The organism is Actinomadura rubteroloni, from assembly GCF_002911665.1.
GTDB classification, from domain to species: domain Bacteria; phylum Actinomycetota; class Actinomycetes; order Streptosporangiales; family Streptosporangiaceae; genus Spirillospora; species Spirillospora rubteroloni.
On record NZ_MTBP01000001.1, the window covers coordinates 417,089 to 429,522 of the forward strand.

Sequence of the window (12,434 nt, forward strand, 5' to 3'; positions counted from 1 at the left end):
CCGGGTACGTCCCGGACCGGGGGTGAACCGAGCGTGCTCCAGCGTGTGCGGGAGGCGTACGCGCGCTTCGAGGGCGGCGCGGCGTTCTTCTACGGGCCGACCGTCGCGTTCGCGATGGCGGCGCCGCTGGTCGCGGGCGCGCTGACCGGACGGGCCGCGCTCGGCTCCGTCCTCGCCCAGGGCGCCTACCTGGTGGCGCTGCGCGGCCCCGAGGGCCCCTACGGCAAGCAGGCCAAGAACCTGTTCGGCGCGGCGCTGATCGTCGCGGTCGGCGCGACGGTCGGCGGGAACCTCGCCGGGCATCCGTGGGTGGCGGCGGCGGTCGTGCCGGTGGTCGTGGCGCTCGGCAGCACCGTCCGGTGGATCGGGGAGACGGCGGCGCTGACGGTGCTGCTCACGGCCGTCCGTCCGCCCGGCACGCACATCGTGCTGAACGGGGTCGTGGAGCTGATCGGCGGCGTGTGGGTGGCGCTGCTGCTGCTCTCGCCGTGGCCCGCGCGGCGGCTGAAACCGCTGCGGACGGCGCTCGGCGCGGCGGCCGAGGCCGTCGCCGCCGCGCTGGACACCGTCGCGGCCGACATCGGGGACCACGACACGCGGGCGCTGGACGCCGTCCGGTCCGACCTCGCCGACGTCGCCCGCGCCAAGGCGTGGGACGACCGCCGCCGCACCGCCCGCGAAGCGCTCGGCAACGCCCGCACGACGCTCGGGCACTACGCGATCGGCGACGGGCCGTCCCGTCCGGAACGGCTGGTGGACGCGCTCGGCCGCATCATGCACGAGACCGTCGCGCTGCGGACGCTCATCGACGCCGCCGAACGCCGTCCGCCCGGACGCGACTGGGAGCTGGAGGCGCGCGTCGCGATCCTCGCGCTCGCCGCGCGGCTGCGGCTGATCGGCGGGGCCGTCCGGTCCGGCGGGGAGTTCCCGCTCGGCGCGGAGGGCTCCCCGGCGGTGCGGCGGCTCGTCCGGCGGACGGACGAGATCCGCCGCGCGAGCCTCGCCGGCGACGAGGACATGGTCGCCGCCGCGCTCGTCTCCCAGATCCGCGGCTCGGTCGACCGGATCATCGGGAACGTCGAGTCGGCGCGGCGGATCACGGCGGGCGGCGTCCGCGTCGGCGTCGGCCCGCCCCGGCTCCCGCTGATCTCCCCCGCCGCCGTCCTGGACCGCGCGGGCAGCGCGCTGCGCACCCGCTCGCCGGGCTTCCGGCAGATGACGCGGGTCGCCGTCGCGGTGGCCGTCGCGATGGCGCTGACGGCCGCGCTGCACCTCAAGCACGGGCAGTGGCTGACGCTGACGGTCATGAACGGCGTCCGCACCACCTACGGCGAGACGGTCACGAACCTGCTCCAGCGCGTCGGCGGCTCGGTCGCCGGCTCGGCGATCGCGGCCGTGCTCCTCGCCGTCGCGCCCGACCAGCTCGGCGCGGCGTTCGTCGTGTTCGCGTTCGCGGCCGTCGGGTTCAGCCTGCGCCGCGTGAACTTCACGTTCTGGGGCCTGTTCGGGACGCCGCTGGCGATGATGCTGCTCAGCTTCTCGACCCCGTCGGACTGGACGGTCGCCGCCGAGCGGATCACGCTGACGCTCGGCGGGTGCGTGCTCGTGTTCCTCGCCGTCCGGCTGCTGTGGCCGCCGGGGTTCAACGAGCGGATGCCCGTCCAGGTGGCGAAAGTGCTGAGCACGCAGGCCGATCTCGTCCGGGCGACGTCTGCGGTGGTGCGCGACGGCGCGGGATCGGTCGCGTCCGACACATTGCGCGCGGCGGAGAAGGCCATCGAGTCCGTCGCGGACACGCGGCGGCGGCTGGACGACGAGCGGGTGCCCGACACCGAGCTGGTCGAGGAGCTGCGCGGCGTCGCGCGGACCGCCTACCGGATCCGCGACCACCTCATCGCGGTCGGCCGGATGTCACGGGAGGAGAGCGTCGATTCCGGGCCGATCCCGGAGATCCTGGACCGGCTCGCCGACGAGCTGGACGAGGCCGCGTCGATCCTGGACGAGCACGACAACGTGAACGTCTCGCCCAAAGTCCGGCTGGACGAGGAGTTCGCCGACCTGGACGACCACCTGTCCGGCCTCGCCCGCCGCCGCCGCGCCGAGGTCGAGGGCGGCACGCCGCGCGACGAGCTGACGCCGCTCCAGCACGCGCTCGTCCAGGTGTCGGGCACGCGGCACGCCCTGCGGGAGCTGCGCGACGACGCGACCGAGCTGATCGGCGCGGCGCTGCGGACGTCCTGAGCGTTCTAGGCCGTCCGGACGGTCTTCAGCGTGCCGGTGCCGGGCCACGCGTCCGGCCAGCCGGTGCCGAACGTGATCACGGCGAGCGTGCAGGTCGGGTAGGTGGACGGGCCTTCGCCCGCCAGGTCGAACACGAGCTGCTGCACGGACGGGTTGTGCCCCACGAGCAGCAGCGTCTCCGGCGCGTCGGCCTCGCGGACCAGCCGGGCCAGGACGGACGCGTCGTTGTCGTAGATCAGCGGCTCGTAGTCGACGGCCGTGTCGATCGCCAGCGCGTCCAGCGTCTCGCGGGTGCGGACGGCCGTGGAGCACAGCGCGGCGCCCGGGACGAGCCCGTTCGCGCGCAGCCAGTCGCCGGCCGCCGCCGCGTCGGCGCGTCCGCGCGGGGCCAGCGGCCGGGCCGCGTCGGGCATGTCCCCGCCGTCCACGGCCTTGGCGTGCCGCAGGACGAGCAGGGTGGACGTCACGGCGCCACCAGGGCCGCGAGCCCGAACAGCACGAGAATGATGCCGAGCATCCCGACCAGGGCGATCGTGAAGCCCTTGGGGCCGGACATCGTGGACTTTCCGCCGCTCACCGGGCGCCTCCTCCGCTGGGGTGCCCCCAGCGTACGGGCGGCCCGCGCGTGCCCCGCCCGGGGGCGGGATCCGGGCGGGGCACGCGCCGCTCAGCCGGCCGCGATCGGGTCCGCGCGCCGCTTGGAGACGACAACCGCCGCGACCACCACCGCGAGCGCCGCCACCGCGATCCCGGTCCGCAGCCACGGGTTCCCGGCATGGGTGACGACGGCGTCCGCGATCAGCAGCGCGACCAGGTTCATCACCTTGATCAGCGGGTTGATCGCCGGGCCGGCCGTGTCCTTGAACGGGTCGCCGACCGTGTCGCCGATGACGGTCGCGGCGTGCGCGTCGCCGCCCTTGCCGCCGTGCGCGCCCTGCTCGACCAGCTTCTTGGCGTTGTCCCAGGCCCCGCCGGAGTTGGCGAGGAACACGGCCATGAGCACGCCGACGCCGATCGCGCCGCCGAGGAACGCGCCGAGCGGCGCGTAGCCGAGGGCGAACCCGACCGCGATCGGGGTGAGGATCGCGAGCAGGCCGGGGGTGGCGAGTTCGCGCTGGGCGTCGCGGGTGCAGATGTCCACGACGCGGTCGTAGTCGGGCTTCTCGGTGCCGTCCATGATGCCGGGCTTGGTGCGGAACTGCTCGCGGACCTCGACGACGACGCGTCCGGCGGCCCGTCCGACCGCCGCGATGGCGAGGCCCGCGAACAGGAACACCACGGCCCCGCCCACGATGAGGCCGACCAGGACGTTCGGGCTGTCGATGGACAGGCTGAACGACGCGAACGGGCCGAGCGCGTCCTTGGCGTCGGTGCTCGCGCCGCCGAGGGCGTCCACGACCGTCGTGCGGAACGATCCGAACAGCGCGGTCGCGGCGAGGACGGCCGTGGCGATCGCGATGCCCTTGGTGATCGCCTTGGTCGTGTTGCCGACGGCGTCGAGGCGTTCGAGCACCGCCGCCGCCTCGCCGGTGACGTCGCCGGACATCTCCGCGATGCCCTGCGCGTTGTCGGACACGGGACCGAACGCGTCCATCGACACGATCACGCCGACGGTGGTGAGCAGGCCCGTCCCGGCCATCGCGACGGCGAACAGCGCCACCGTCGTGTTCCCGAAGCCCAGCAGGAACGCCCCGTAGACGGCCGCGCCGATCACCAGCGCGGTGTAGACGGCGGACTCCAGACCGAGCGAGATCCCGGCCAGGACGACCGTCGCCGGGCCGGTGCGGGAGCTGTTCGCGACCTCTTTGACGGGTTTGCGGCTCGTCTCGGTGAAGTAGCCGGTGAGGAGCTGGATGACGCTCGCGAGGACGATCCCGATGAGCACGGCGCCGAGCGCGATCCAGCGGGGGTCGTGGTCCAGGGCGCGGACGTGCGGGTCGGTCACGCCTTTGAGCTCCGCGAACGACGACGGCAGGTAGGCGAACGCGGCCACCGCCACGAGGACCGCTGAGACGATCGCGGATACGAAGAAGCCGCGGTTGATGGCCGTCATGCCCGTCCGGTCCTTGGCGCGGGGGGCGACGGCGAGGATGCCGATCACGGCCGTCACGACACCGATCATCGGTACGAGCAGCGGGAAAACGAGTCCCTGCGTACCGAACGCCGCGACACCGAGGATCAGCGCGGCGACGAGCATCACCGCGTACGACTCGAACAAGTCGGCGGCCATGCCCGCGCAGTCGCCGACGTTGTCGCCCACGTTGTCGGCGATGGTGGCGGCGTTGCGCGGATCGTCCTCGGGGATGCCCTGCTCGACCTTGCCGACCAGGTCCGCGCCGACGTCGGCGGCCTTGGTGAAGATGCCGCCGCCGACCCGCATGAACATGGCGAGCAGCGCTGCGCCGAACCCGAAGCCCTCCAGGACCTTCGGGGCGTCGCCCCGGTAGGCGAGGACGACGACGGCCGCGCCGAACAGCCCGAGCCCGACCGTGCACATCCCGGCGACGCCGCCGGTGCGGAACGCGATGCGGAGTGCGGCGCGCTCCCCTTGCTGCTCATCGCGCGCCGCCGCCGCGACCCTGACGTTGCCGCGCACGGCGAGCCACATGCCGAGGAAGCCGGTGGCGGCCGAGAACAGGGCGCCGACGACGAAGAAGACGGACCGTCCGATCCGTTCGCCCGTGCCGTCGGCCGGGAGCAGGAGCAGCGCGAACGGGATGAGCACGACGAACACGGCGACCGTGCGGAACTGGCGCTGGAGGTAGGCGAGCGCGCCCTCCTGGACGGCTCTCGCTATCTCGCGCATCTTCTCGGTCCCCTGGCCGGCCGCGAGGACCTCGCGGACGAGGACGGCGGCGACGGCGAGGGCGAGCAGGGCGACTCCGGCGACGATGACGACCAGTGCCAGGTCGGCGCCGTGGAGTTCGAGGTTGTCGGCAGATAGGGAGGATTCGGACATCCGTCCTCCTCGACGGGGGGTGGTGACGCCGCACCACACGAGGGGTGATTCATCCCTTATACCCACTAAACGTGACACAGAACACACACCTCGCGGGAGGCGTTCCTCGTCCGCGCGGGTTGCTGTTAACTTCGTCCGGTGGGCGACATGCGTGCACGCGCGGAGACGATCGGTGACTTCGCGGCAGCCTTGAGCGATCTCCGTGCCTCGGTCGGCAACCCGTCTTTTCGCGAGATGTCCGGACGTTCCGGGGCGATCTCCCACACGACGCTGCACGAGGCGACCAAGGGCAACCGGCTCCCGAGCTGGGGGACGACCGTCGAGTTCGTCAAGGCGTGCGGCGCGGACCCGGCCGAATACCGCGAACGCTGGGAGGCGGCGAACCGCACGGTCCGCGCGGCGGGCCTTCAGACCGTTCCCTCCGCCGCGCCGCAATCGGACGACGAAACCCCGGTTACCGCACCCGAGCCGCCCGCCGAGATCGCGGTGGGCGGCCCCGCGCCGGGACGTTCGCGTCCGCCGCGCGCCGTCACGGTCGCGCTCGCGGCGGGCGCCGTGGGCGCGGTGGTCCTCGGCGCGGCCGTCCTGAGCCGGGGTGCCGGGTCCGGGCGCGGGCCGTCGGCCGACCCGTCGCAGGCGGCGCTGTCGGCGGCCGACTGCCCGGTGCACGCGTCCAGCCCGCCCCTGGCCCCGCCGACGCACCGGGGCGACGCGGCGACGTTCATCGCCGACATCACGCTGCCCGACTGCACGCCCGTCCCCGGCGGCCGGAGCCTGATCAAGGTGTGGCGGTTCAAGAACTCCGGGACCGTTCCGTGGCGGAACTATTCGCTGCGGCGCCTCGGCGTCCCGCAGCGGGCCGACCAGTGCCAGACCATTTCCGACGTGCCGGTGAAGGACACCGCGCCCGGAAAGATGGTCGACATCCGCACCGACGTCCTCACGCCGAGGAAGCCGGGGCTCTGCTACGTCCGGTTCAAGATGGTGGACGCGTCGGGGAAGGTGGCGTTCCCGGGGAGCCGTCCGGTGACTTTCCAGCTCGTCGTCCGGTGACGTGATTCCCCGCCGTCCGGGAGACGGCGGGGAACCGTTCGTTACGACAGAGCGATTCCTCGGTAGTAAGCCTTGAGGATCCGCGCGTACGTCCAGCCCGCGTTGGCCTTGTCACGCGAGCCGTACTGCGACATCCAGTTCCCGTCGGTCCACGCGCCGCACGCCGTCGTGGTCGAGCAGTACTGGGCGTGGAGGATCTTCCCGTCCCGGGTCATCCGAGTGCGCCAGGTCGCGTCCACGGCGGCGCTCGTCCGCTGCTGCGCGGAGCCGGGCTTGTAGACCTGGCTCGACGTGGTGTCGAAGACGTCGAAGCACTGGTTCCACGACGTTCTGCGCGTGGAGTGCAGCGCCCAGTACCAGGCGTAGCTCTTGACGGCCATCGCCCCGGCCTTCAGCGACTCCTGCGGCCAGCCCGCCTTCCATTCGTTGGGCAGGACGTTCTTGACGTAGGTCTTGAAGTCCACCCGGTCCACGCGTCCGGCGGACACCCGGTACACGAGGATGGTCGTGGGCAGCTTGCTGTTCGTGCCGTCGGTCTTGCACTGGCTCGGCGGCGTAGAACTCAGGAGCTGGTGCGAGGCGTTCTGGTTCTTCAGGCCCGAGTTCAGGTTGCCCTTGGTTCCGGCCTTGAAATCCTGGTACCGGCCGCCGTAATTGCTGTTGAAGTAGACCCGCGCCGTCTTACCGGTACGGTTCCACACCGACGCGGCGTGGTTCTTCACGCAGACGCCCTTGCCGGCTCCCGCGCTTTTGAAGTCGTAACACGAGGGCTGCGAAGCGCCGTAGTCGGCGACCGACCCGGTGAAGTCCGACAGCGACCCCTTGTTGTCGCTGTTGTAGTAGTAACAGAACTCACCGCTGTCGCACACGCCGTTGCGGCCCGCCGCCAGGGCGGGCGACGACGCGGCGACGAACGCCGTCCCGCCGAGCGCCGCCGCGACGGTCACCGCGCTGATCCGCCGAATTCTCGACACAGGTGTCCTTTTCTCCAGGCCGCGACGCGTCAGCGGACGTTGTAGCCCTGGGACTGCCAGAACGACGTCGGGTTCGGGTTGTCCAGATGCGGGTCGCCGACGCTCTTGGCCGCGTGCGTCTGCCGTCCGATCCGCATTTCCACGTGCGTGTGGCCCGCGCCGCTGCTGGAGACGCCGCGCCACGACTCCTGCGCGATGAGCTGGCCGCGCGCGATGTTCTGACCCGTCCGCAGCGAGGACAGCGGAGCGGAGTGCAGGTAGATCACCGTCTTCTTCAGCGAGGCGTTGTAGACGGCGATCGTGGACAGCCCGCCGCTGCCGGTGCGCCCGCGCGCGACATAGATGACCTGGCCGCTGACCAGCGCGTACACGTTCGAGCCGACGCGGCGGGCGATGTCGATGCCCTCGTGCCGTCCGGGAGTGCTGGAGTAGCCGTCGAAGCCGCAGCTGATGTGTCCGCCGCTGGTCTTGTAGAGCGCGTACGACATGTTCGTGCGCGACGCCGGGGCGAACTGGTGCGAGGCGTTCTGGTTCTTGAGCCCGGCCTTCAGGTTCCCCTTGGCGCCGGCCTTGAAGTCCTGGTACGTGCCGCCGTAGTTGCTGTTGTAGTAGACCCGGACGGTCTTGCTACTGCGGTTCCACACCGACGCGGCGTGGTTCTTCACGCAGATGCCCTTACCGGCACCCGCGCCCTTGAAGTCATAGCAGGAAGGCTGCGAAGCCCCGTAGTCGGCGACGGACCCGGTGAAGTCCGACACCGACCCCTTGTTGTCGCTGTTGTAGTAGTAGCAGAACTCGCCGCTGTCACACACACCGTTGCGCCCCGCCGCCGAGGCGGGCGACGCGAAGGCGACGACCGTCCCGCCGAGCGCGAACGCGGCGGTCGCCACGGCGGCGACCTTGTTGAGCGTCTTCATGCCGTTCTCCTTTTGGTGTTGTCTTTTTGGACGGCTCAGCGACGCCGGTATTCCTCCCACGTCACGATGGGCACCTTCGGCCCGTCGTCCGGACGCCGATTAGCGAGCCCGTTGAGCCCGAGGTAGTAGTCGCCGATCTGGTGCTGAGCCTGCGGCGAAAGATCAGTGTCGTTAATGGCGGCGGCATGGATATGCCAGGGCCAGTCGCCCTGCTGAGGCGAACGCACCCAGGCGGCGAACCCGACCCGCCGCAGCACACGGGCGACCGAGGTGCGGATGGCGGCGCTCATCCCCTTGACCGAGACGTCGATGACACCGCCGCCGTCATGGGTGCCCGCAGAAGTGGGATCCCCACCGGGGTTGTAAGACCCCTGATCAAGAACAAGATTCCGCCCGGCCAGCCGCTCCGCCTCGGCCAGCATGCTCCGCGTCCGGGCGTTGACGACGAACCCGTCCACGGAAACCCGCCGTCCCGGCTCGATGACGTGCGCGACCGTGAACCGCCCACTCCCGAGCCGACCAAGCGACGCTTTCCCGGGCAGCCCATTGGCGGCAAGCCCCGAAAGCCCGAGCGACCTCTGATACTTCGCATAAGCGGCGACCGTGGTGGTACCGAAATACCCGTCCACCCACTTCGCGTCGAGCAACCGCCGAGAAGCCAGCGCCCGCTCAACAAGAAGCACACTGGCCTTGGCCCCCGGCGTGAGCGTGTCGTCCGCCCGCCGCGGATCAATCTGCGCCGCCTTGACCGTCGCCTCCATGTCCACCGCCGGCAAAGCCCGAACCCCGGCGACCTGAGCCGCCGAAGCCCCAGAACCACCGACCAGACAAGGCACCAGACCAACCGCAGCAAGCGCAGCCCCGAAAACGCGAACCTTCATCAATCCTCCCGAGCGCGGATCGCCACGGCCGTTGCCCGCAGCAAAACCCACTTTCACGGAGCGATCGGTGAACGCACAACAAGATCGTGTTGTCAGCTTGTCCGACGGACTCTTTCGGACAGATGTCCCCGTAATCTGACAGCGTTGACGCAGGTCAGAGCCATCTGACGCAGCCCTCGCCACGACACCCGAGACAGCCCTGACAAGGCGTCGACCCCCCGGTCGTCCCCACCCACCCGCGCACCCGGCTTCCCCGCCGAAGGCTGGACGGTGCCGACCACCGAGCCGTCCTTCACCGGGAACCGAGGATGAGCCAGAAAACGCACTCCGAACAGCCGACCCACTACTTCGACGGTGACGCGGCGGCTGTCGTCGACGTCCTCACTCGGACGTGACGGATGGGCGCGGCGGGGTGGGCCTGCCGCGCCCTGCGCGGGGGATCAGGGGGTGAGTTCGGCCAGGCCGTCCTTGATGACGACGTCGCCGGTGGTGGAGGTGGATTCGAAGGCGAGGGTGGTGGTGTCCCGGCGCCAGATGCGGGTGGTGACATCCTGGCCGGGGAGGACGGGGCGGGAGAAGCGGACGGCGAGGCGGCGCAGGCGGGACGGGTCGCCGTCGGCCGCCGACTCGATCACCGCGCGGGACGTGAACGCCATCGTGCACAGGCCGTGGGCGATGATGCCGGGCAGGCCGGCGGAGCGGGCGAACTCGTCGTCCAGGTGGATGGGCATGGGGTCGCCGGACGCCTCGGCGTAGCGGAACGTCTGGTCGTCGTCCACATGCTGGACGACCTCGGCGAGCGGCGCGGCGGCGCGCAGGTCCTCGGGGAAGCGGTGGGCGGGCGCCAGTTCGCCGACCGTCTCGCCCGCCTGGAAGCCGCGGAAGAACGAGACCATCCACTGCTCGTTGACGAGGTCGCCGCCGTCGGTGCGGCTCTCCAGCTTCACCGCGACCGTCGTGCCGGACGACTTGGACGCGAACCCCGTCACCTTCGCCCGCGACACCAGCGTCATGCCGGGCTCGATCGGCCGGTGGAACACCATGTCCTGCTCGCCGTGGACGACGAACGGGATCAGGCTGTCGGGGACGACCTCGAACAGCGGCGCGATCATGCCGTCGAACACCGGGACGATGGCGAACACCGGCGGCGCCATCGTCCCGTCCAGGTAGCGCGGGTTCGGATCGTTGGTCGCCTCGGCGTAGGCGACGGCGCGATCCCGCTCGACCTTGAACTCGAACGGGTCGCTCCAGACGCCGAGGCGTCCGGTGTTCATCTGCGGCTCGGACATGGCGCACCTCCGGAGGACTCTCCCAGAAACATACAGCCCTGCCGGTTTTTGTCACCACACCCCGGCCGGCATGCCCGCGGACCAGTGGAAACATACAGGCTTGACTGTTTCTTGGGGGCGGGCTAGCGTCGCGGGCGGATGAGGGAGGGCGTGGATGAGCAACCGGACGTTCGTCGTCGGCGTGGGCATGACCAAGTTCGAGAAGCCCGGCAGCCGGGAGTGGGACTATCCCGACATGGCGCGGGAGTCCGGGAGTAAGGCGCTCGCGGACGCCGGGGTCTCCTATGACCAGATCCAGCAGGCCTACGTCGGGTACGTCTACGGCGAGTCGACGTCGGGGCAGCGGGCCGTCTACGAACTCGGGATCACCGGGATTCCCGTGATCAATGTCAACAACAACTGTTCCACCGGTTCCACCGCGCTTTTCCTTGCCCGGCAGGCCGTTAAGGCCGGTGTCGCGGACTGTGTTCTGGCGCTCGGGTTCGAGAAGATGCAGAAAGGGTCCTTGGGCTCTACCTTTGAGGATCGCGAGCAGCCCATGCTCAACCACCTCAAGGAGCTTTTCCCGCTCTTCGAGTGGGCCGGGGAGCCCATCGCTCCGTACATGTTCGGCGCGGCCGGGCGCGAGCACATGTCCAAGTACGGGACGACGGCCGAGCAGTTCGCGAAAATCGGGCGCAAGAACCACAGGCATTCGGTGAACAATCCGTATGCGCAGTTCCAGGACGAGTACAGCCTCGAAGAAATCCTCGCGTCCCGGACGGTCTATGAACCGCTCACCAAGCTCCAGTGCTCGCCCACGTCGGACGGGTCGGGCGCGGCCGTGATCGCCAGTGAGCGCTTCGTGGACGAGCACGACCTGTGGGACCGCGCCGTCGAGATCGCGGGCCAGGCGATGGTGACCGACACCGCCGACACGTTCACGTCCAAGAGCGCCATCACGATCATCGGCGCGACGATGAGCCGGCTCGCGGCCGAGCGGGCGTGCGAGGAAGCGCGGATGGGCGTCGGCGACGTCCAGGTCGTGGAGTTGCACGACTGCTTCTCCACCAACGAGCTGATCACCTATGAGGCGCTGGGCCTGGCCGCCGAGGGCGAGGGCGGCGCGCTCGTGGACGCGGGCGACAACACCTACGGCGGGCGCTGGGTCGTCAACCCGTCCGGCGGGCTGATCTCCAAGGGGCATCCGCTGGGCGCGACGGGCCTCGTGCAGTGCGCCGAGCTGACGTGGCAGCTTCGCGGGACGGCCGACGCCCGGCAGGTGGACGGCGTCACCGGCGCCCTCCAGCACAACATCGGCCTCGGCGGCGCCGCCGTCGTCACGCTCTACCGGCGCTGACCGCTCACGTCCCGGGGACGTACGGCGGCGCGACGCCCCAGCCCCAGTGCGGCATCGGCGCCGACGGCGGCGGCTGCGCGCCGGGCTGGGAGTTGCCGAGCGCCAGCCGCGTGCCCCACTCGATGTAGCTCGCGAAGGCGGCGCGGAACTCCGGGTCGTCGGGGAGTCCGACGTCGTCGGCGGCGTCCATCAGCAGCGCGGCCCAGCGGCGGTGCTGCGGTTCGGTGATCGCCTTGCCGAGGTGCTGGGCGAGCATGTGGCGGTATCCGCCGCGCGTCTCGCTGTAGGCGGACGGCCCGCCGAAGACCTCGCCGAGCCACAGCGCGACGTACCGGGGGTGACCGGCGTCCATGTGCGCGAACAACGGGCCGACGAGGTCGTCGGCCAGGACTTTGGCGTAGAAGGCGTCGGTCAGGCGTTCCAGGGCCTCGGCGCCGCCCGCCCACGCGTAGAGCGTCGGGACGGACGAGCCGGAGCCCGCCACGGCGGTGCGCTCGTAGTGGCGCATCTCCTCGATCCGCTCGACGTACGGCTTGATCTCGGCGAAGAAGGCGGCGAAGTGCTCGCCGCGGCGGAAGCCGTCGCGGTGGTCCTCGGCGGACGTCCACGTGATGCGCAGGACGTAGACGCCGGGTTCGTCCACACAGCGGGAGAGTTCGTAGTCCACGCACTGCGGCGCGGCGGCGAGCGGCACGGCGGCCCGCGCGTAGGCGGCCTCGAACGCGCCGGCCTGCTCGGCGGGCACCCGGTAGCGGATGTACTCCACGATCATGCGCGCCCC

Annotated in this window: 10 protein-coding genes; 3 read left to right on the plus strand and 7 right to left on the minus strand. The window is 71.0% G+C overall.

Features of this window, described 5'->3' with window-relative positions; translation table 11 throughout:
- Window positions 1–33 precede the first annotated feature (33 nt).
- Window positions 34–2,241, plus strand: a complete 2,208-nt coding sequence (locus tag BTM25_RS01900) for an FUSC family protein (RefSeq protein ID WP_146058922.1) — start codon at window positions 34–36, stop codon at window positions 2,239–2,241.
- A gap of 5 nt (window positions 2,242–2,246) precedes the next feature.
- Here the strand turns inward: BTM25_RS01900 and BTM25_RS01905 are convergent, their stop codons facing one another.
- Complete coding sequence (locus BTM25_RS01905) at window positions 2,247–2,708, minus strand: SixA phosphatase family protein (RefSeq protein ID WP_205647936.1); 462 nt, start codon at window positions 2,706–2,708, stop codon at window positions 2,247–2,249.
- Window positions 2,709–2,908: 200 nt separating this feature from the next.
- Window positions 2,909–5,200, minus strand: coding sequence for a sodium-translocating pyrophosphatase (locus BTM25_RS01910; protein WP_103561031.1), 2,292 nt, complete (start codon window positions 5,198–5,200; stop codon window positions 2,909–2,911).
- Between the two features lie 234 nt (window positions 5,201–5,434).
- Between BTM25_RS01910 and BTM25_RS01915 the strand changes: the two genes are divergently transcribed.
- Window positions 5,435–6,253: an NBR1-Ig-like domain-containing protein gene (locus tag BTM25_RS01915; protein ID WP_168211968.1), complete on the plus strand. Its 819-nt coding sequence runs from the start codon at window positions 5,435–5,437 to the stop codon at window positions 6,251–6,253.
- A gap of 41 nt (window positions 6,254–6,294) precedes the next feature.
- Here BTM25_RS01915 and BTM25_RS01920 read toward each other — a convergent pair whose 3' ends face one another.
- The 4 genes from BTM25_RS01920 to BTM25_RS01935 form a co-directional block, all read right to left on the minus strand.
- Window positions 6,295–7,227: a SpoIID/LytB domain-containing protein gene (locus BTM25_RS01920; RefSeq protein WP_103561033.1), complete on the minus strand. Its 933-nt coding sequence runs from the start codon at window positions 7,225–7,227 to the stop codon at window positions 6,295–6,297.
- A gap of 29 nt (window positions 7,228–7,256) precedes the next feature.
- Window positions 7,257–8,144 (minus strand): peptidase inhibitor family I36 protein, encoded by an 888-nt coding sequence (locus BTM25_RS01925; RefSeq protein ID WP_103561034.1) that lies wholly within the window; start codon window positions 8,142–8,144, stop codon window positions 7,257–7,259.
- Window positions 8,145–8,179: 35 nt separating this feature from the next.
- Window positions 8,180–9,025, minus strand: coding sequence for a peptidoglycan-binding domain-containing protein (locus BTM25_RS01930; protein WP_103561035.1), 846 nt, complete (start codon window positions 9,023–9,025; stop codon window positions 8,180–8,182).
- A 440-nt stretch (window positions 9,026–9,465) separates the two neighbouring features.
- A complete protein-coding gene (locus BTM25_RS01935; RefSeq protein WP_103561036.1) occupies window positions 9,466–10,314 on the minus strand; it encodes a MaoC/PaaZ C-terminal domain-containing protein in 849 nt (282 codons plus the stop codon).
- A gap of 154 nt (window positions 10,315–10,468) precedes the next feature.
- Here BTM25_RS01935 and BTM25_RS01940 point away from each other — a divergent pair, with 154 nt between their 5' ends.
- Window positions 10,469–11,653 carry a lipid-transfer protein gene (locus BTM25_RS01940; protein ID WP_103561037.1) on the plus strand — a complete coding sequence of 395 codons (1,185 nt, stop codon included), beginning with the start codon at window positions 10,469–10,471 and terminating at the stop codon, window positions 11,651–11,653.
- A gap of 4 nt (window positions 11,654–11,657) precedes the next feature.
- Here the strand turns inward: BTM25_RS01940 and BTM25_RS01945 are convergent, their stop codons facing one another.
- Entirely contained in the window at window positions 11,658–12,425 is a 768-nt protein-coding gene (locus tag BTM25_RS01945) for a group II truncated hemoglobin (RefSeq protein WP_103561038.1), read from the minus strand.
- Window positions 12,426–12,434: the final 9 nt, after the last annotated feature.

What these genes read in the sequence shown, in the direction of transcription:
- BTM25_RS01945 (WP_103561038.1), bottom strand. Translation starts at nt 12,425, where the DNA reads ATGATCGTGGAGTACATCCGCTACCGGGTGCCCGCCGAGCAGGCCGGC.
- BTM25_RS01930 (WP_103561035.1), bottom strand. Translation starts at nt 9,025, where the DNA reads ATGAAGGTTCGCGTTTTCGGGGCTGCGCTTGCTGCGGTTGGTCTGGTG.
- BTM25_RS01935 (WP_103561036.1), bottom strand. Translation starts at nt 10,314, where the DNA reads ATGTCCGAGCCGCAGATGAACACCGGACGCCTCGGCGTCTGGAGCGAC.
- BTM25_RS01940 (WP_103561037.1), top strand. Translation starts at nt 10,469, where the DNA reads ATGAGCAACCGGACGTTCGTCGTCGGCGTGGGCATGACCAAGTTCGAG.
- BTM25_RS01910 (WP_103561031.1), bottom strand. Translation starts at nt 5,200, where the DNA reads ATGTCCGAATCCTCCCTATCTGCCGACAACCTCGAACTCCACGGCGCC.
- BTM25_RS01925 (WP_103561034.1), bottom strand. Translation starts at nt 8,144, where the DNA reads ATGAAGACGCTCAACAAGGTCGCCGCCGTGGCGACCGCCGCGTTCGCG.
- BTM25_RS01915 (WP_168211968.1), top strand. Translation starts at nt 5,435, where the DNA reads ATGTCCGGACGTTCCGGGGCGATCTCCCACACGACGCTGCACGAGGCG.